Origin of the sequence: Kocuria rhizosphaericola, assembly GCF_044462205.1 — a bacterium.
Taxonomy (GTDB): domain Bacteria; phylum Actinomycetota; class Actinomycetes; order Actinomycetales; family Micrococcaceae; genus Kocuria; species Kocuria rhizosphaericola.
The window spans coordinates 15,853-34,902 of sequence record NZ_JBISWK010000041.1; the positions used below are offsets into that span (position 1 = coordinate 15,853).

A 19,050-nucleotide genomic window follows, 5' to 3' on the forward strand; every position below is an offset into this window, starting at 1 on the left:
TCGGGTCCACCCCGCCGGCGGCGGGAGCGGTCTCAGCCGCGCTGCAGCAGCTCCCCCGCACGCGCCACGTGCTCCCGCACCGCCTCGGCCCGGCGGACGACCGCGTCCAGCCGGTGGGCCGCGGTCTCGTCGTCGGTGCGCATGAACCGGGCCATGGTGAGGGCCTCCGCGGCCTGGGCCATCGCGTTGCCGGCACGGGAGAGCTCACGGTGGACGTCGTTGAGGTAGCCGCCCGGGGAGGCGGGGATGTCGTAGCTGCGGCTCGGCGCCGTGCGCTGCGCCGCGGCGCACACGGCCCGCACCTCCGGCAGCAGATCGGCGAGCGCGTTGGCGGTGGGCACCACGGACTGCGCGAGCGACTTGTCCGGGAGGGTCTCGAGGATCTGGTGGAAGCGGTCCAGGCCTCGGCGGAACCGGTCGTGGGCGCGGCGCCACACGCCCAGACCGAGCTCGGCCTCGTCACGGCGAGCGGCGCGGTAGTCGCGCAGGAATGCCACGGGCGGTCCTTTCGGGAGGGGACAGTCCATCCTACGGTCCTGCGGACCGCCTCCCGCGCGCGGGGAGGCGGGCGCCCGGGGCACGACGACGACCCGGGGCCGCGTGCGCGGGTGCCGGCGGCCAGCGCGCTCAGGGGACGAGCAGGACCTTGCCGATGTGCGTGCCGGAGTCGAAGTACTCGTGGGCCCGCGCCGCCTCGTCCAGGGGGAAGGTGCGGTCGACGACCGGGCGGACGGCCCCGGACTCGACGTGCGGCCACACGTGCCCCTGCACGGCGGCCATGATGCGGGTCTTCTCCGCGACGGGCCGCGGGCGCAGCGTGGTGCCGATCACGGCGGCCCGCTTGGCCATGAGCTTGCCGAGGTCCAGCTCCCCCGTCCGCCCGCCCTGGGTGGCGATGACCGCGATCCGCCCGCTGGTGGCCAGCGCGTCGAGGTTGCGTCCGAGGTAGGACCCGCCCACCACGTCGAGCACGATGTCGGCGCCGCGCCCGTCCGTGAGCTCCCGCACGCGCTCGACGAAGTCCTCCTGCCGGTAGTCGATCGGCTCCGCACCGAGCTGCCGGGCGGCGTCGGCCTTCTCTGGGCTGCCGACCGTGGTCAGCACGCGCAGCCCGAGCGCCCGGCACATCTGGATGGCGTTGGTGCCGATGCCGCCCGTGCCGCCGTGCACCAGGATCGTCTCGCCCTCGCGGGCGGCGGCCGCCATGAAGACGTTGGAGAACACCGTGGCGCACACCTCCGGCAGCCCGGCGGCCGCCACGAGGTCCACCCCGGCGGGCGCGGGCAGGACCTGTCCGGCCGGGACGACGACCTCCTCGGCGTAGCCGCCGGAGTCCAGGAGGGCGACGACCTCGTCCCCGACCGCGAACCCGGCGCCGGCGGGCACCGCGTCGCCGAGCTCCTGCACCGTGCCCGAGACCTCGAGGCCGAAGACGCTCGAGGCGCCGGGCGGGACCGGGTACTTGCCCAGCCGCTGCATGACGTCGGCCCGGTTGATCCCGGCGGCGCGGACCCGGATCCGCACGCCGTCGGGCGTGATCTCCGGGACGGGGACCTCGGCGACGGCGAGGACCTCCGGTCCGCCGGGGGTGGTCTCGAGCACTGCGCGCATGGTGGGGCCTTCCGGTCGGGGACGACGTGCGCTCCCATTGTGTCGCGGGGTGGGAGCCCGGTCACCCGGCGTCGGCCCGTGGCGAACAGCGGGCCGCCGTGCTCAGCGGATCGAGGCGTAGGCGTCCAGGGCCCGGCCGCGGCTGGCCGGGAGGTCCACGACCGGCTCGGGGTAGCCCACCGAGGGCCCGAGCAGGCCGGGCTCGTGGGGGTCCACGCCCTCGTCGCCGGCCAGCTCGGGGATCCAGCGGCGGATGTAGCGGGCCCCGGGGTCGAACTTCCGGCCCTGGGTCAGCGGGTTGAAGATCCGGAAGAACGGGCTCGCGTCCGCGCCGGAGCCGGCGACCCACTGCCAGTTCCCGGGCCCGCACGCGGGCTCGGCGTCCACGAGCGTCTCCCAGAACCACTGCTCCCCCGCCCGCCAGTCGACCAGGAGGTTCTTGGTGAGCAGGGACCCGGCGACCATCCGGACCCGGTTGTGCATCCATCCGGTGGCCCGCAGCTGCCGCATGCCCGCGTCCACGAGCGGGAAGCCGGTGCGTCCCTCCTGCCAGGCCCGGACGTCGTCGGCGGCCTCCGCCGGGTCCCGCCACGGGAACGCGTCGAAGGCCGGGCGGACGTGGCGCAGGTGCAGGTCCGGCACCTGGTGGAGCAGGTGCCAGTTGAACTCCCGCCACCCCAGCTCGGCCAGGAACTGCTCCAGCCCCGGGCTGCTCCCCTGCTCGGACCGGTGCCGGACGGCCGCGTCCCACACCGCGAACGGGCTGATCTCGCCCCACCGCAGGTGCGGGGAGAGCCGGCTCGTGCCGTCCCGGTCGGGCCGGTCGTGGCCCTCGGCGTAGTCCTCGACGCGGTCCAGGAAGTCGTCCAGCCGCTCCCACGCGGTGGCCTCGCCGGGCGTCCACGTCGCGTCCAGCCCGGCCGTGTGCTCCGGGGAGGGCCGCAGGCCCCAGTCGTCCTGGTCCTCGGCGCCGGCGGCCGCCCCGGCCTCCGCGGCCGTTCCCCGGCCGGCGCCGGGGACGGGCAGCGGCTGCCGGATCTCCAGCGTCCGGAGCGCCTTCCAGAACGGGGTGAACACCTTGTACGGGCCCCCGGCCCCGGTGCGCAGGGCCCACGGCTCGTGCAGCAGCGCGGCCTGGAACGAGTGCGCCTCCACGCCGTGCGCGGCGCACCACTGCTTCACCCCGGCGTCCACGGCGAGCTCGGGCCCGCCGTAGCGGCGGTTCCACGTGACGCCGCCCGCGCCCGTGCGCTCGAGGACCTCCGGGAGCACGTCCCCCGCGGGGCCTCGGCGCAGCACGAGGGGGATGCCCAGCTCCCCGAGGGAGTCCCGCAGGGATCGCAGCGACCCGTCCAGCCACCACTTCGCGGCCGCGCCGAGGGGCCGGACGCCCTCGGACTCCTCGTCCAGGACGTAGAGGGCCAGCACCTCGCCCCGCCGGCACGCGGCCTCGAGGGCGGGGTGGTCCGTGACGCGCAGATCGTCCCGGAACCACACGATCGTCGTCGTCCCGCGGTCGGGGCTCTCGGGTGCGTCCACGCGCTCACCCTAGCCGGGGCTTTGGCGGCGTTCCAGGCGCCGTGGAAGAATGGGCGACGCGCTCCGCCGCCCCACCGGGGACCTGGCGAGCGCGGGGAAGGTTGTCCGAGCGGCCTAAGGAGCCGGTCTTGAAAACCGGTGTGCGGTGACCCCGTACCAAGGGTTCAAATCCCTTACCTTCCGCCCCGTCCGAGGCCCCCGCCGCACCAGCCGGTGGGGGCCTCGGCGCGCCCCGGTCCCGGGACCGCGGGTCAGGACGCGGCCGGGGCCGGGTGCGGGCGCAGCACGGCCTCCGCGACGCAGTCGGCGTCCGCCAGGGTCCGGGCGCCCAGTTCCGCGGACGCGCCGGCCTCCGCGGCGATCGCCACGCCCCACTGGACGGCCGAGAGCTGCAGGCCGAGCACGAGCACGCCGGGCTCCACACCGCCGTCGACGCGCACGGCCCGGTAGGGAGGACGGCTCACGTCCAGCCCGGTGCCGGGCACGGTCGCCACGCCGTCCCGGGTCTCCATCGCCCGGACCCGCACCAGGCCCTCGCGGTGCATCGCGGACAGCAGCGGGGAGATGTTGCGCCGGACGTCGTTGGGCGGGGACATGGCCTCCACGAGGTGCTCGGCCCGGAAGGGCTCGTCCTTGACCCAGGGGGAGCTCGCCACGAACCGGCCCTCCTCCTCGTCCACGAGGAACTGCGGGTCCGGGCCCAGGAAGCGCACCACACCGGCCCGTGCCAGCGCCGCCAGCTGCTGGGTCCGCAGCACCGGCGGCCCGGCGGCGAGGCCCTCCACGAACGGCTCGAACGAGCGCCGCAGCTCGTCGGTCCAGGAGGCGTCGCTGATCCCGAGGTCCGCGAGCACGGCCTTGAGCACTGTGCGCGCGGCGTTGAGGGAGGCGATCGCCATCTGCAGCGGGTCGTCCTCACCGGCCAGCGCACCGTGCACGTCCCGGTCCAGGTGGTGCACCACCGCCGCCGCGTACTCGTCGTGGGAGTCGAAGCTGAGCCCCTCGAACGGGCGGGCGAGCCGGATGGCGTTGAGCTGCCGTCCCGGGACCACCGCGGACGCGATGAGCCGCTCGGCCCGGGACGTCCACGGGCCCTCCGGGTGGTCGTCCCCGGTGCTGAGCACCGCGTCGAAGCGCGCCAGGAACTCGTGCGGGTCGGTCTCGAAGGCGTCCGGGGCGATCCGTGCCAGGACGGTGTAGTAGTTCCACTGGGCGTCCTTGCGGATCAGCGGATACAGGTCCGTCTCGAAGGACAGCGGTCCCTCCGCGCGCGCCGCGAGCGCCCGCACGGCGTCGAGGGTGAAGAACCGGGTGACGAGGGAGGACGCGTAGTAGCCCTCGAGCACGGCCTTGGAGCGGTACGGGGCCCCGCGCCGGGAGCCGGCCACGATCACGGGCTCCCGCCCGGACGGGTGGTAGACGAAGCGCTCCCCCTCCTGGGTGTAGATCCCGCCGCGGCCCTCGGTGACCTGGGCCAGGACGTCGCAGAAGTTCAGGCCCATGCCGCGCACCAGCACGGGGCGCCCGGCGGGCAGGTCCTCCCAGTGCACGTCGGCGGGCACGGCGGGCGGCCAGTAGGTCAGCCCGAGCTCGGCGGCGCCGTCCACCAGCTCCCGCTGGTCGGGGCGCAGATCGGCGTCGAGGTGGCCCAGGGCGAGCACCACGGCGTCCGCCGGGAGGTTCTGCCCGCCGCTGATCTCCACGTCGTAGCGGTGCCGGGCGTGCTCCCGCACGTGCACGCCCACGGCCTCGGCCCGGTGCACGGCCAGCTGCACCGAGGCCGGGAGGGCGTCCTGCAGCGTACGGAAGACCCAGGAGAGGTAGACGCCGTACACCCGCCGGGAGGGATAGGACTGCGGCGTCATCCGGGTGAGGTGCGCGGCGTCGTCGGGGTCCACGGCGATGGTCCCCGCCACGGCCGCGAGCCGCCAGTGCTCGAAGCTCATGTTCCGCAGCGGCTCGAGCGGGTCCACGGGCAGCACGCCGTCGTCGGCGATCACCGTGGGGAACACCGAGGGCGTGTTCATGAGGTACAGCGGGGACTGGTTCGTGCGCCACACGTGCCCCGGGCCGGGCGGGAAGGGGTCGACGACGTCGATGCGCACCCGGGTGCCCGAGGCCGCCGCGCGCGCCGCGAGCCGCTCCACCACCGACAGCCCCCGGGGGCCCGCCCCGATCACCGTGACCCGTCGTTCGCTTCCTGGCCTGCCCGCTGCGCTCATGACCCTCAGGATATCGACCCGCGCGGCGGGCCACGGGCACGGCGCTGCGCCTACGATGGCGGTCATGACCGAGACCGCGCAGACCGACGCCCGCCCGACCGCCGAGCAGCCGCACGACGAGCACCTGTGGCTCGAGGAGATCACGGGGGCCGCGCCCCTGGAGTGGGTCGCCGGGCAGAACGCGCGCACCCTGGCCGCGCTCGAGGGCCCGCGGCTACGGCGCCTCGAGGCCGACGTGCTCGCGGTCATGGACTCGACCGAGCGGATCCCCATGGTCGCCAAGCACGGGCCGCACTACTACAACTTCTGGCGCGACGCCGAGCACCCGCGCGGCGTCTTCCGCCGCACCACGTGGGAGTCCTGGCTGAGCGAGGACACGGAGTGGGAGGTCCTGCTCGACGTCGACGCGCTCGCCGCCGAGGAGGGCGTCGACTGGGTCTGGGGCGGGGCCCGACTGCTGCGCCCGCAGTACACCGGCGGTCGGCACCGGCGGGCGCTGCTCAGCCTCTCCCCCGACGGCGGCGACGCGAAGCGGGTGCGCGAGTTCGACCTCGACGAGCGCCGGTTCGTGCCCGGCGGCTTCGACGTCCCCACCGCGAAGTCGAGCGTGACGTGGGTCGACGCCGACACCCTGCACGTGGGCACCGACTTCGGTCCCGGCTCCATGACCACGTCCTCCTATCCCCGCACGGTCCGCGTGCTGCGCCGCGGACAGGACCTGGCCGAGGCCCGGCAGGCGTTCGAGGTCGCCGAGGACCACGTCCAGGCGGTGCTCGTGCGCGACCACACCCCGGGCTTCGTCCGGGACGTCGCCGTGGACGTCGTGGACTTCTTCGCCTCCCGCACCTACCTGGTGCGCGACGAGGAGCTCGTCCACGTCGACGTCCCCGACTCGGTGACGGTGGACCTGCACCGGCAGTGGCTGCTGCTGCGCCCGCAGGAGGAGCTGGCGCTGGACGGGACCGTGCACCCGGCCGGGTCCCTGCTGGCGGCCGGGCTCGAGGCGTTCCTGGCCGGGGACCGGTCCGTGACCCCGGTGTTCGTCCCGGACGAGCACACCTCCCTGCAGTCCTGGTCCTGGACGGCGGACCGGCTGATCCTCAACCTGCTGCGGGACGTCTCCTCCGTGGTGCGGGTCGCCGAGCCGGGCCCGTGGACCTCGTCCGAACTGCCTGGGGCACCGGCGCTGCACAGCGTGGACGCCTACGCCGTCGACGACGAGGACCCGGAGGCGGGCAACGACTACTGGCTCGTGGCCACGGGCTTCCTCACCCCCACCACCGTGTCCCGCGGCACCGTCCCGGCCGGCGGCGGGGCGATCGCCCCGCCGCGCGTGGCGAGGACCGCGCCGGCGTTCTTCGACGCGGCCGGGCTGTCGGTCGAGCAGCACTTCGCGGTCTCCGCGGACGGCACCCGGGTGCCCTACTTCCAGGTGGGCCCCTCGGACCTGGTCCTCGACGGGAGGAACCCGACGCTGCTCTCCGGCTACGGGGGCTTCGAGGTCTCCCGCACGCCCGCCTACTCCGGGGCCCTCGGGCGCTCCTGGCTGACCCGCGCCGACGACCCCGGGCGCTCCGGGGTCTACGTCCTCGCCAACATCCGCGGCGGCGGCGAGTACGGTCCGGCGTGGCACCGGGCCGCGCTGCAGGGGAACCGGCACCGGGCGTACGAGGACTTCGCCGCCGTCGCGGCGGACCTGCAGGCCCGCGGGGTGTGCTCCCGGGCGACGCTCGCCTGCTCGGGCGGCTCCAACGGCGGGCTGCTCGTGGGCAACATGCTCACCAGCTACCCCGAGCTCTTCGGCGCGGTCTCCTGCGGGGTGCCCCTGCTGGACATGCGCCGCTACACGAAGCTGTCGGCGGGCTACTCCTGGATCGCGGAGTACGGCGACCCGGACGACCCTGAGCAGTGGGAGTCCGTCCGCACGTTCTCGCCGTACCACCTGCTGGAGGAGGGGCGGGACTACCCGGCCGTCCTGTTCTGGACCGCCACGAGCGACGACCGCGTGGGCCCCGTCCAGGCGCGCAAGGCGGCGGCGCGGATGCTCGGGATGGGCTACCAGGACGTGTGGTTCTACGAGGCCACCGAGGGCGGGCACGCGGGCGCGGGCGACAACAAGCAGGCCGCCCGCCTGCACGCGCTGTCCCACGAGTTCCTGTGGACGGCGCTGCACCGGGGCTGAGCCCCGGCGCGGGTCAGCGCTTCTCGCGGTCGGGGACGATCCAGCCCATCACGATGGAGACCACCCCGATGATCAGGGTGGCGAGCACCGCCGTCCAGAGGAAGGAGTCGATCTCGAGCCGCAGCGGTGTGAAGGAGCTCAGCCAGGACGTCAGCCACAGCATCGCCGCGTTGACCACGATGGCGAACAGCCCGAGGGTCAGGCACGTGATCGGCAGGGACAGGACGGTCAGCACGGGGCGCACGACCGCGTTCACGACGCCGAAGACCAGGCCGACGAACAGGTAGGCCAGGACCGACGCGGCGGTCTCGCCGCCGACGGCCGAGACGACGGAGGGGTCCGCGGCGATGCCCATGCCGGGCAGGATCCAGGCGGCCACCCAGATGGCGAGTGCGTTGACGAGGACGCGGAGCAGGAACGGCATGGTCCCATCCTGTCAGGAGCGGCGGGTGACGGCGGCCCAGCCCACGACCGCGGCGGCGCCGCACAGTGCCAGGCCCAGGGTGAGGGCGATCCGTCCCGCGTCGACGGCGGGGCGCCACGTGACGCTGTCCCCCTGGACCACGTAGACCCCGGCCGGCTCGGCGCTCACGCCGTAGCCCACCCCCGATCCGCTGCCCGAGCTGTCCTTCTCCTCGCCGGAGCCGCCGCCACCGCCGCCCCAGCCCCTGACACGGGCGACGGGCACGACCGTGGTGCCGTTCACCTCGTAGGCCTCGCCGAAGACCCGGCGCACGGTCACGGCGTCGACGGCCTGCTCGAGGACGGAGCGGTCCGTGATCCCCGCGCGCCAGACGGGACGGTCCGCCCCGGGTGCGGCGGGCTGCTGCTGCTCGGACATGGTCTCCCCCTGGACGACTTCCTCGGACGACTTCCTCGACGGCGCTGGCCACCAGCCTAGGACGCCGGCGGGCGGTGGGGCGACGGCTGCGGCCGGATGACGCGGCGCGGCTTCGCCGACGGGGTCGGGGCCGGCGCGTGCGCCGGACGGGTGACCGGCCGGGCGGGTGCGGCGGCCCCGGGTCCCGCGGGCGGACCGGCCGGTGCCCTGGACCGGCCGGACGGCCAGGCGTACGGTCGTGGTGAACGGCGCGTTCGGGGCGCGCCGGGCGGGAGGCACCGATGCAGAACGGACTGACCGACTTTCCGCTCTTCGACGCCCTCGCCGGCCGTCGTGCCAGACGGTTCGGGCTGGGCATGGAGATCCCGTCCGGGCCTCTCGCCCACCGCTCCGGGGCCGAGCCGCTGGGCCTGTCGGAGCGGGAGCGCTCGATCCTGGTCGCCGCGGGGACCGGGGTCAGCGGCTGGTCCTTCGGCGTGCCCTTCGGTCCCGACCGTCCCGAGGAGCACGCCCACTACACGCAGCGGTTCACGGGTCGCACGGCGCCGACGGCCGCGGGCATCGGCACGCCGGTGCTGTTCACGACCGACGACTCGGGAACCTACCTGACGAACACCCGTGACCTCCTCCCCGACCGCCCGCGCCGGACCGAGGAGGACCGCGACAGCGCCCTGGAGGCCATGGTCGACCTGGTCCGGGCGCACACGGAGCAGCTGTCCGACCGCCGGCTCGACCTCCCCGCGGCGGCGCCGCACATGCTGGAGCCGAACCTCTGGATGGCGAACGCCCCCGGCTCGACCCTGTTCATGCCGGTGGCCGATGCCAGCGAGCAGGTGCTCGGCCTGATGGCCATGGCCCTGGCGAACGGCAACGTGCTCGTGGACGACGTGGCCGGCCGCCCGGCCGGTGACCCGGCTCCCTTCATCCGCAGCGGCCTCCTGCAGGAGGACAAGCGCGTGCCGTTGACCGTGCTGCAGCAGATGGCCTACGAGGCCAACGTCGCGGAGCTCGCCTTCATGGGCCACAACATCGTGCTCACCCTGCAGGCCATGGGGCTGGGCGGGCTGTACCTGAACGGGCTCAACCGGTGGAGCGCCCTGGGCGCGTTCCGGGAGAGCGGGGTCGCCGGGCTCGGGTTCCGGTTCGTGCAGGACTCCCGCGGGGGCCTGCCCAACCCGGTCGGGCTCGACGGCCGGTTCGAGGGCCTGTGCCCGCCGTACGTGAAAGACATGCGCGAGGCCGTGAACATCTTCGTGGAGCGCAAGTTCGGGCCCGAGGGCGCCTACGACCCCAGCACCCCCGGGGCCTGGGCCGACTCCGAGGCGATCAAGCGGGGCGTCACGCCCTACTCGGAGGAGTTCGTCGACTGCCTGAGCCAGGCCGCCCAGTACGTCCACGACACCTGTGGCAGGTTCCCGAACACCTTCACGACGATGGTGCTCACGGGCTACGTCCAGGCCGTGCACCTCGACACCGAGTTCTACGACAGGCACTACCGGCCCGGCGCCTACCTCCCGACGCACGCGCACCACATGGAGCGCTGGCACGCGGACGGCTCGGGAGACTGACGCCGGAACGCGAAGCACCCCGGACCGAGCGGTCCGGGGTGCTTCCGATGCCCTGGGACATCGCGTGCGCGGAGACGGGGGGATTTGAACCCCCGGTCGGGTTTAACCCCGACCCTTCATTAGCAGTGAAGTCCATTCGGCCGCTCTGGCACGTCTCCATCCGTGGTCCACCACGGGGGTGGACAACACAGGCCAGCTTAAGGGAGGACCGGGCACGGGGTCAAAGCCGACGTCGCCCGCCCCGCCCGGCGACCACGCTCCGGTAGAGCCGGTCGAGGTCCGCGGCGACCCGCTCGGACCCGTAGCCGGAGCGGATCTCCTCCGCCATGGCCTCCGGGCCGAGCAGTCCCGGATCCGCCACGACGTCGAGCACGGCACGGCCGAAGGCCTCGGGGGTGCGCTCGGCCACCAGCCGCCCGTTGCCCGGGTGGACGAAGTCTCCCTGACCGCCGAGGGCGCCCATGACCACCGGCCGTCCCGCGGCGAGGGCCTCGGCCGCGGCCACGCAGAACGTCTCGGACCTGCTGGGCAGCAGGAACACGTCGGCGGCGGCCAGGCGCCGCTGCACCTCCTCCGCGCGGACGTCGCCCAGCAGCCGCACGCGCTCCCCGATCCCCCGCTCCCGCGCGCGGTCCCGGACGTCCTGCTCGAGGGCGCCGGCGCCGCACCAGGTGAGGCGGACGTCGTGGCCCGCGTCGCGCAGCCACGCCACGGTGTCGACCGCCAGGAGGGGGTCCTTGATCGCGCGCAGGGCGCCGACCGCCACGAGCTCGAGGGTGCGCCCCCGCGGCGGGGGCGTGACGTGCTCGGCGTGGTCGACCACGTTGCCGATCCGCTCGACCTTCCCGGTCGGTGCGAAGCGGCGCAGCACGTCGCACATCATGGTGCTCACGCCGGTGACGCGGTCCGGGACGCGCAGGATCCGGCGGAGCCCGGCGAGGCGCCGCCACACGGGCCCGTTCTGCTCGGGGGTGAGCACGCCGTTCCAGTGCTCCGTGTGCACCCACGGGCGGCGACCCGCGAAGGGCAGGCAGACGAGCGCCGCCGAGAAGGGCATGGTGTGCAGGACGTCGGCGCCGGCCAGGTGGCGGCGGATCGCGGCGCCCGCCCGCAGCACGGTGGCCGGGCGCAGGGGGTGGAACGGGAGCCGGAGCACGGGAATCCCGTCCCACTGCTCCTGGACGGCCGGTCCGGTGCGCAGCAGCCGCACGTGCAGCACCCGGACGTCGTGGTGGCGGGCTGCGGCGCGCACGTGGCGGGGGACGAACGGCGTCTCCCCGGGCCGCTCCGCGGACGGGTACCAGGTGCTGACGACGAGCACGTGCACGGCGCTCAGCCCTTCCGCGGGCCGGGGCGGCCGGAGGCGTCGTCGGGCGCGGTGCGCGGGGCGGTGGTGGACGCGGTGCTGAACGGGGTGGGGGCGGCGGTCATGGTGCCAGCCTATCGGCGGGGCCGCGCCCGAGGAGGTCCCGGGAGGCGCCGGGGGCGCGAGTAGACTCGGGCGCGATGACCAGCCCAGCCCCCGGGTCGGCCGCCTGATGTCCCGGCTGCGCTCGATCCTCTTCCCCGCGCCCAACCACGCGAACACCGACAACCCCCTGGGGTCGGCGTTCGCGCTGACCGTGGTGGCCGTGTTCGTCCAGGGGCTGTCCCGCTTCGGCTACAGCGTGCTGGTGGGGCGCCTGCTGGGCCAGGAGACCCTGGGCGAGGTCAACCTGACGATCTCCCTGGCCCTGTTCCTCGTCCTGCTGTGGCCCCAGGCCTCGGGCACGGCCGCCTCGAAGTTCATCGCCATGGCCCGCGGACGCCAGGACCCCCAGGGGCAGGCGGCGACGGCCTCCTTCACCGCGGCCAGCGCGTCCGCGGGGATGGCGCTGCTGTCCGTCTCGGCGGTGCTCTACGCCGCGTTCGTGCTCGAGCTCTCCTGGGGCTACGCGGTCTCGGCGGGCCTGCTCGTGCTCTCCCTGTCGGCCTACAACTTCGTGCGCGGCGTCCGCACGGGCAACAACCAGTTCGTGACGACGACGGCGTGGGACACCATCAGCTCGTTCCTCACCCTCACCCTGCTGCTGCTGGTGCTGCTCGCCGGCTGGCACTGGGCCCTGCTGCTGCCCCTGATCACCGGCTACGCGGTCTACGCGCTGCCCTCCTGGCCCCGCCGCACCGGGGCGCGCCTCGACCCGNGCGGCGCCGCGAGATCCTGGTCTTCACCACCTGGGGATCCGCCCACATCGTCGCGGCCACCGGCCTGATGCAGCTGTCCCTGGTGATCGGCGACGGCTTCGCCACGAAGGCCGAGGTCGGCCTCTACGCCGCGGCCGTGGCGCTGGCCACCCCCGCCAGCATGCTCTCCGGGGCGATGCTCACGGCGCTGTCGCCCAGCGTGGCCCGGATGTTCTCGTCCGGTGACACGGCGGGACTCGCGCGGCAGGTGGACGTCATCCTGCGGACCATGGTCACCGTGTTCCTCCCGGTGTTCGGGGTGGGCATCCTCTGGGCCGAGCCCGTGCTGCTGATCTTCGGCCGGGAGTACCAGGAGGCGGAGTCCCTCCTGGTGGTCCTGTTCTTCGCGGTCTCCGCCACGAGCTTCAACGCCGCGAACGCCCGGCTCAACGGCACCGAGCCGTGGGGGATCAAGGTGCTGGCCGCCGCCAACGGCCTCGGCCTGGTGCTGGGCGTGGCCACGATGCTCCTGCTGGGCCCGGAGCTGGGGATCATGGCCTCCGCGGTCGGCTACCTCGTGGGCTCGCTGCTGAGCTCGGTCCTGCCGCTGCTGGTGGTCTGGCGGCTCGACCGGATGCGGTGGGGCACGGTGCTGCTGCGGATCGTGGCCGGCTACGCGATGGTCCTGGGCGCTCTCCAGGTGCTGGGCCCCGACTTCAGGGTGCTGCCGGCGCTCGGGGCGACCGCCGTGTTCCTCGCGGTCTGGGCCGGGCTCAGCCTCCGGGACCTGCGGCCCGCGCTGCGCGCCGTGGGCGCCCGCCTCCGGCGCTGAGCCCGCCCCCGCTCACCCGGCGGGCAGCTGCCGGGCCCGCTGCCCGAGCCGCTCGTCGAACTGCTCGGCGAAGGCCGGGACCATCGTGACCACGTAGTCGTGGGGCATGTGGTTGTCGTCCATGTAGACCCAGCGGTTGCCGATCCGGGACGGGCACGTGCCGTCGGGGCAGATCCAGTCGCTCATGTCGATGCTGACGAAGTTCCCGTGCCGCGCCGTCAGCTCCTGCGCCGGGTTCTGCGGGGCGAGCTTCTGCGCCCGCGGCGGGTTGCAGCGCTCGGCCTCCGGGCCGTGCCGGTCGATGCAGTTGACCATGTTGAAGGGGAACCGCGGGTTGTCCCGGATCCCGACCACGGTGATGCCCCGCGAGCCGAGGTCCTCGAGGACCTGCTCGAAGCCGGGGGCGATCTGCTCGCCGGGTCCCTCGTCGGCGGTGACGGTGGACGTGGTGAACACGACGTCGATGCCCTGCTCCTCGATGTACCGGTCCGTGAGCCGGATCAGCTCCTGGCACTCGGTGTTGTCGGTGGTCTCCACGGGCTGGTACCGGCAGGCGCCCCGGACGATCGAGCGCAGGTTCCAGCCGCGGTCCTGGGCCACGGCCTCGAACGCCGGCAGCCACTGCTCGGCGTGGGAGTTGCCGATCACCATGGCCTCGACCTCGGCGTCCGGGTCGACCGGCAGGGTCGAGCAGGCCACCTTGTAGCCGTCGAACCAGTCCTCCGTCGCGGCGTCGCAGGACTCCGGCAGCTCCGCCCACTGCCCCTCGCGGACCAGCGGGTTCGGGATCGTGGGCACCTCGGGGTCCCGCTCCCAGGAGAGGTCCCCGGTCAGCACGGCGGCCCCCGGGTTCTCGACGGCGGCCCGCTCCTCGGCCTGCTGGGCCTGCCGGTCCAGGACCGCCCGCGCCCCGGCGACGGGGACGAGCACGAGCACCACGCACAGCACCACGAGCCCGAGCTGCCGCAGGCCCGCGCGGGGTCCGGCGCGGGGCCGCAGGGGCCGTTCGACGAGCCGGTGCACCAGCACGCCCAGGACGATGCTCCCCAGGAGGATGAGCAGTCCGTGCAGCAGCGTGGCCTTGGCGCGGTCCGTGACGACCAGGTAGGTCACGAGCACGGGCCAGTGCACCAGGTAGACGGCGTAGGACGCCTCGCCCAGGACCAGCAGGGGCCGGCGGCTGAGCAGGGCGTCGGCGCCGCGGGGGTCGCCGGTGTGCCCGGCGAGGATCACCAGGGCCGCCCCGGTCAGCGGCCACAGGGCCGCCCAGCCCGGGAAGGAGCCCTGGACGTCGAGGACGAGCCCGCACACGGCGATCGCCACGAGCCCGGTCCAGCCCAGGAGGAGGCGCAGCGCGCCCGGCAGGGTGACGCCCCGCAGCACGGCCAGGGCCAGCAGCGACCCGAGGGCGAACTCCCACAGCCGGGCGCGGGTGTCGAAGTAGGCGAAGGCCTGCTCGTTGCCCGTGGAGACCACCGAGAAGGCGAAGGAGGCGAGGAAGACGGCGCCGAACACGCCGGTGGCCACCCCGGCGACGGACCGGCCGGTGCGCCGGGCGAGCAGCCCGCACAGGGCCAGCAGCAGCGGCCAGAGCAGGAACACCTGTCCCTGCACGGACAGGGACCAGAAGTGCTGGAACGGGCTGGCCTGGGAGGTGTCCGCGGCGTAGTAGTCCACCGCGTTGAACGCGAGCACCCAGTTCTGGGAGTACAGCACCGTGGCCGCCGCCTCCTCGAGCGCGGCGTACCACCGGTCGGGCGGGAACAGCATCCGCACCACGACGAGGGTGCCCAGGACCGTGACGACCACGGGGGGCAGCAGCCGCGAGAAGGTCCTGGCCCAGTAGCGGCCCAGCTGCGGGCCCTTCCCGGCCTCCATCCTCCGGACGAACGAGAGCGTCATGAGGAACGCTGAGATGAACAGGAAGACGTCCACCCCGCCCGAGACCCCGCCGATCCACACGTGGTAGACGGCGACCAGGAGGACGGCCACGGTGCGCAGCCCCTGGACCTCGGGCCGGAAGCGGTGGGCGGGCGGGGCCGTGCCCACCGGGGACGCGGTGCTGCTCGCGACCCCGGGGGAAGGGTCGGCGGGGAGGAGTCGGCTCATGGAGTTCTCTCGTCGGGCGGGGGGTCTGACGACTGGCTGGGCTTCATTGTTCCACCGAACGCTCAGACCAGCAGGGAAGCGGCCATGAATCGCAGGGGGGCCTCCCGGTGCAGGACCCGGCGGGGGTCGCGGGTGAGCAGCGTGGCGGGGCGGCCGAAGCGGCGCCGCCGGTCGGACGCCTCGAGCACCTGCCCGGCGGTGACCCCCGCCCGGACGACGAGGTCGAGCAGGTCCCGGTCGGCCCGCGGGAGGACCTCGAGGGCCGGTCCGCCCGCCGGCCCGAGCAGCCGGAGCAGCGCACGGCACGTCCCGGTGTCCGCGCCGGTCCAGGCCCCGGCCGCCGCCCGGGCGTGCACGGCGCCGAGCAGCTGGACCCGCACCACCTTGACGGCGATGGCCGTGCGCTGCGCCGTGGTCAGGCCGGCGTACCAGGAGCCGCCGAGCAGGTCGGTGAACGCGGCGAGGTCCTCGGCGAGAGGCCGTGCCCCGGTGGTGATCCGCCCGTCGGCGTCGTCGTGCACCACGTAGTGCGCCCGCCGCGGCGCGAGGTCGATGCGCCCGCCCCCGAACCAGGCACGGGCGGTGAGGCCCAGGTCCTCCCCGGTGGCGTACTGGCCCTGGAAGCGCAGGCCGCGTTCGGCCAGCACCGCCCGGCGGAGCAGCCCCAGGCTGGTGGTGCGGTAGGCCAGCCGGTCCCTGACCGGGTCGAGGTCCGCGCGACGGAAGGGGCGCGGCACAGGGGTGCGGAGCACGCCGCCGCCGCCGCGGACGAGCCGCGGCAGCACGGCCGCCGAGCCGTGGCGATCGGCGATCGCGGTCCAGGCCGCGAGGGCGCCCGGGGCGAGGGTGTCGTCGCTGTCCACGAAGGACACGTACCGGGCGCGGGAGCGCTCCAGGGCCAGGTTGCGGGGCGCGGCCGGGTTGCCGGTGCCGTCGAAGCACTCCACCAGCTCCACGAGCGGCCGGTGCTGCGCCGCGAGACGGTCGCGGATCAGTGCCGCCTCGACGTTGTGGCAGACCACCGTGATGTGCACGCCGCCGCGGTCGCCGACCGGGAGCCCGCCCGCCACCACGGAGCCGACGGCTCGGTCGACGGGTCGCGCGGTGGTGTGCACCGGGATGATGACGTCGACGAGCGGGGTGGGAGCAGATGACACGCTGGACAGCGTACAAGACCGCGCCGGGCCGTCTTCCCCGGCGCGGTCCGCGCCTCAGCCCTGCGAGGCCAGCACGAACGGCAGCACGGGTCCGGAGCCGGCCCGGCGCAGGGCCCGGGCGGCCACGGCGAGCGTCCATCGGCTGTCCACGAGGTCGTCGACGAGCAGCACCGGCCGGCCGCCGAGCCGGTCGAGCCCCTCGGCGAGCTCGGGGGGCACCCGGAACTTCTCCCACAGGGCGGCGAGGCGGTACGCGCTGTTGCCGCCGTGCCTGCCGGACGGGAAGTCCTCCGGGACGGCGAGCTCCCCGAGATAGGGCAGGTGCCCGACCTCTGCCATGCCCTCCGCCAGGGAGCGCACGAGCCGGGGCCGGGAGCGGGACGGGACCGAGACGACGGCCGCGGGCCGGTCCGCCCAGCGCCACTCGGCGAGCACCTGGACGCACGCCCGGCCGAGGGCGGGGTCCACCGCTCCGTCGACCGGCGCGCCCTCCGCGTCGGTGCGGAACACCTCGCGCAGCCGGTTGCCCCAGCCGAGGTCCGTGAGCCGGGCCAGCGCCCGGCCCTCGGCGCAGCGCTCCTCCTCGGGGATGCGGCCCTTGACATCGACCCCGAGGCGCGGCATCCCGGTGGGCCACTGGGCGCGGGGCTCCACCACCACGCCCACGCGGGTCAGGGCGGCCCCGGCGGAGTCGGCGGCGGACTCGTCGACGGTCGTGGGGTACCAGGGGCCGGCGCAGCCGTCGCAACGACCGCAGGGCTCGGCCGTGGCGTCGTCGAGCTGCCGCGCGAGGAACTCCATGCGGCACCCGGTGGTGCGCTCGTACTCCAGCATGGCGTCCTGCTCGGCCACCCGCGCCGCGGCGATCCGCCCGTAGCGCTCGGCGTCGTAGCGCCACGGGGTCCCCGTGCTCCGCCACCCGCCCTGCACGCGCTCCACGGCGCCCTCCACGGCGAGGACCTTCAGGAGCAGCTCGAGCGGGCTGCGCCGGACGTCCACACGGGACTCCAGCACGGCCACGGACAGGGCCCCGTCCGCGGCCTCCAGCTCGCCCAGGACGGCGGCGGCCTTCTGCTCGGTGGGCATCGACGAGGTGGCGAAGTACTCCCAGATCTGGCGGTCCTCGGTGCCCGGCAGCAGCAGGACGTCCGCGTTGTCCGTGGCGCGGCCCGCGCGGCCCACCTGCTGGTAGTAGGCCACGGGCGAGGACGGCGCGCCCAGGTGGACCACGAAGCCGAGATCGGGCTTGTCGAAGCCCATGCCGAGTGCGGAGGTGGCCACGAGGGCCTTGACCCGGTTCTCCTTGAGGGCGGCCTCGAGCTCCTCGCGCTCGCCCTGGTCCGTGCGCCCGGTGTAGGCGCGCACCGGGATGCCGGCGTCGGCGAGCGCCTGGGCGGTGTCCTCGGCGGCACCGACGGTCAGCGCGTAGATGATCCCGCTGCCCGGGAGGGACCCGACGTGCTCGAGCAACCAGGCCAGGCGGGCGGTGGCCGAGGGCAGGTCCAGCACGCCGAGGCGCAGGGACGCCCGGGAGAGCGGGCCGCGGAGGGTGAAGACCTCCCCCGTGCTGCTGCCGCCGGGCCGCACGCCCAGCTGCTCCTCGACGTCGGCGACCACGCGCTCGTTCGCGGTGGCGGTCGTGGCCAGGACGGGGACCTGCTCCGGGAGCCTGGCGATGAGGTCGCGGATGCGCCGGTAGTCGGGGCGGAAGTCGTGGCCCCAGTCGGAGATGCAGTGCGCCTCGTCCACCACGAGCAGCCCGAGCCGGGCCACCAGCTGCGGCAGCTGCTGCTCCCGGAACACCGGGTTGTTGAGCCGCTCCGGGGAGACCAGCAGGACGTCGAGCTCGTCGGCCTCCAGCTGCGCGGCGATCTGACCCCACTCGGTGGCGTTGGCGGAGTTGATGGCCGCCGCCCGCACGCCGGCGCGGGCGGCGGCGGAGACCTGGTCCCGCATCAGGGCCAGCAGCGGGGAGACGATCAGGGTGGGCCCGCGCCCCCGGGCCCGCAGGAGCAGCGCGGCGAGGAAGTAGACCGCGGACTTGCCCCACCCGGTCCGCTGCACCACGAGGGCCCGCCGGCCGCGCCCCACGAGGGCCTCGACGGCCTCGAACTGCCCGGGGTGGAAGGCTGCGTCCGCCCGGCCGGTGAGCGCGTGCAGCAGGTCGAGCGCGTCCTCGTGCAGCGCCGGGTCCGGCGCGGTGTCGTGGGCGGCGATGTCGTGTGCCGGGGAAGTCGTCATGGCACCAGTCTTCCAGGGACCCCCGACGCCGCCCGACCGGAGGACGGGACGTGGCGACCGGGCCCGGACAGAGCGATGCGCCCGTTGCCCATCCGTCGAACGGATGGCCCCCGCAACGGGCGCATCGACCGGCCTGACGGCCGGTGGCGAGCAGAGACTCGCCTGGCGGGAGTACCGCCCCCCAGCGGTGCTCCCCTTCGGTTCACCCCCCGATGAACCTGTTGCACGGGCACCCCCCGATGCCTGCGTGCACGCGGCCCATCCCCCGATGAACCGCTGTCGATCCGCCCCCCGGCGGATCGGTTGGTTCTGCCCCATCGGGTGAACCAATTGCCACCATGGTGGCAGGGTTTCCGGGGCCTGTCACGGCTCGTGAAGTCACATTCGGATTGGTGGACATCCACGCTTTTTCATTTGTTTGCACTGGTCAAGAGGGGGGTCGACGGGGACATTTCCCTACTCGACGGTATTCCGGGCCGGCGCGCGTGGCACGAAGTGGGGACACCCCGTGCGGCGGGCGTCCCCCGTTGGGCGCACGGTCCGCACCGTGCGTTACGCCACATTGCGGGCGCGGCGCACCGGCCC

At 74.6% G+C, this 19,050-nt stretch carries 13 protein-coding genes and 2 tRNA genes; 4 read left to right on the top strand and 11 right to left on the bottom strand.

What is annotated here, in order from left to right; genetic code table 11:
* Positions 1–32: 32 nt before the first annotated feature.
* The 3 genes from ACH9D2_RS04650 to ACH9D2_RS04660 form a co-directional block, all read right to left on the bottom strand.
* Positions 33–497 carry a hypothetical protein gene (locus tag ACH9D2_RS04650; RefSeq protein ID WP_396361588.1) on the bottom strand — a complete coding sequence of 155 codons (465 nt, stop codon included), beginning with the start codon at positions 495–497 and terminating at the stop codon, positions 33–35.
* 130 nt (positions 498–627) lie between these two features.
* On the bottom strand, positions 628–1,611 hold the full coding sequence (locus ACH9D2_RS04655) for a zinc-binding dehydrogenase (RefSeq protein WP_396361589.1): 984 nt from the start codon (positions 1,609–1,611) through the stop codon (positions 628–630).
* 102 nt (positions 1,612–1,713) lie between these two features.
* Positions 1,714–3,150, bottom strand: a complete 1,437-nt coding sequence (locus ACH9D2_RS04660) for an FAD-binding domain-containing protein (protein ID WP_396361590.1) — start codon at positions 3,148–3,150, stop codon at positions 1,714–1,716.
* A gap of 95 nt (positions 3,151–3,245) precedes the next feature.
* Here ACH9D2_RS04660 and ACH9D2_RS04665 point away from each other — a divergent pair.
* Positions 3,246–3,333: transfer RNA gene (locus ACH9D2_RS04665), tRNA-Ser, on the top strand.
* A 68-nt stretch (positions 3,334–3,401) separates the two neighbouring features.
* On the opposite strand, the gene ACH9D2_RS04670 is transcribed toward ACH9D2_RS04665, so the two are convergent.
* Positions 3,402–5,372, bottom strand: a complete 1,971-nt coding sequence (locus tag ACH9D2_RS04670) for an FAD/NAD(P)-binding protein (RefSeq protein WP_396361591.1) — start codon at positions 5,370–5,372, stop codon at positions 3,402–3,404.
* A 64-nt stretch (positions 5,373–5,436) separates the two neighbouring features.
* On the opposite strand from ACH9D2_RS04670, the gene ACH9D2_RS04675 reads away from it, so the two are divergent.
* Complete coding sequence (locus ACH9D2_RS04675) at positions 5,437–7,554, top strand: prolyl oligopeptidase family serine peptidase (RefSeq protein ID WP_396361592.1); 2,118 nt, start codon at positions 5,437–5,439, stop codon at positions 7,552–7,554.
* Positions 7,555–7,567: 13 nt separating this feature from the next.
* On the opposite strand, the gene ACH9D2_RS04680 is transcribed toward ACH9D2_RS04675, so the two are convergent.
* Together ACH9D2_RS04680 and ACH9D2_RS04685 are read right to left on the bottom strand one after the other, a co-directional pair.
* Positions 7,568–7,978 carry a phage holin family protein gene (locus ACH9D2_RS04680; protein ID WP_396361593.1) on the bottom strand — a complete coding sequence of 137 codons (411 nt, stop codon included), beginning with the start codon at positions 7,976–7,978 and terminating at the stop codon, positions 7,568–7,570.
* A 12-nt stretch (positions 7,979–7,990) separates the two neighbouring features.
* Positions 7,991–8,395: a spore germination protein GerW family protein gene (locus ACH9D2_RS04685; RefSeq protein ID WP_396361594.1), complete on the bottom strand. Its 405-nt coding sequence runs from the start codon at positions 8,393–8,395 to the stop codon at positions 7,991–7,993.
* Between the two features lie 281 nt (positions 8,396–8,676).
* Between ACH9D2_RS04685 and ACH9D2_RS04690 the strand changes: the two genes are divergently transcribed.
* Positions 8,677–9,963, top strand: a complete 1,287-nt coding sequence (locus ACH9D2_RS04690; RefSeq protein ID WP_396361595.1) for a hypothetical protein — start codon at positions 8,677–8,679, stop codon at positions 9,961–9,963.
* A 69-nt stretch (positions 9,964–10,032) separates the two neighbouring features.
* Here the strand turns inward: ACH9D2_RS04690 and ACH9D2_RS04695 are convergent.
* Positions 10,033–10,121 (bottom strand) — tRNA-Ser (locus ACH9D2_RS04695).
* A 62-nt stretch (positions 10,122–10,183) separates the two neighbouring features.
* A complete protein-coding gene (locus ACH9D2_RS04700; protein ID WP_396361596.1) occupies positions 10,184–11,290 on the bottom strand; it encodes a glycosyltransferase in 1,107 nt (368 codons plus the stop codon).
* 924 nt (positions 11,291–12,214) lie between these two features.
* On the opposite strand from ACH9D2_RS04700, the gene ACH9D2_RS04705 reads away from it, so the two are divergent.
* Positions 12,215–12,958 (top strand): lipopolysaccharide biosynthesis protein, encoded by a 744-nt coding sequence (locus tag ACH9D2_RS04705; RefSeq protein WP_396361597.1) that lies wholly within the window; start codon positions 12,215–12,217, stop codon positions 12,956–12,958.
* Positions 12,959–12,970: 12 nt separating this feature from the next.
* Here ACH9D2_RS04705 and ACH9D2_RS04710 read toward each other — a convergent pair whose 3' ends face one another.
* The 3 genes from ACH9D2_RS04710 to ACH9D2_RS04720 all read right to left on the bottom strand — a co-directional run bounded on the left by ACH9D2_RS04710 (position 12,971) and on the right by ACH9D2_RS04720 (position 18,465).
* The gene (locus ACH9D2_RS04710; protein ID WP_396361598.1) at positions 12,971–15,067 is read right to left on the bottom strand and encodes an SGNH hydrolase domain-containing protein; all 2,097 of its coding nucleotides are present in this window, start codon (positions 15,065–15,067) and stop codon (positions 12,971–12,973) included.
* A 62-nt stretch (positions 15,068–15,129) separates the two neighbouring features.
* A complete protein-coding gene (locus ACH9D2_RS04715; protein WP_396361599.1) occupies positions 15,130–16,224 on the bottom strand; it encodes a glycosyltransferase in 1,095 nt (364 codons plus the stop codon).
* A 54-nt stretch (positions 16,225–16,278) separates the two neighbouring features.
* Positions 16,279–18,465, bottom strand: coding sequence for a RecQ family ATP-dependent DNA helicase (locus ACH9D2_RS04720; protein ID WP_396361600.1), 2,187 nt, complete (start codon positions 18,463–18,465; stop codon positions 16,279–16,281).
* Positions 18,466–19,050: the final 585 nt, after the last annotated feature.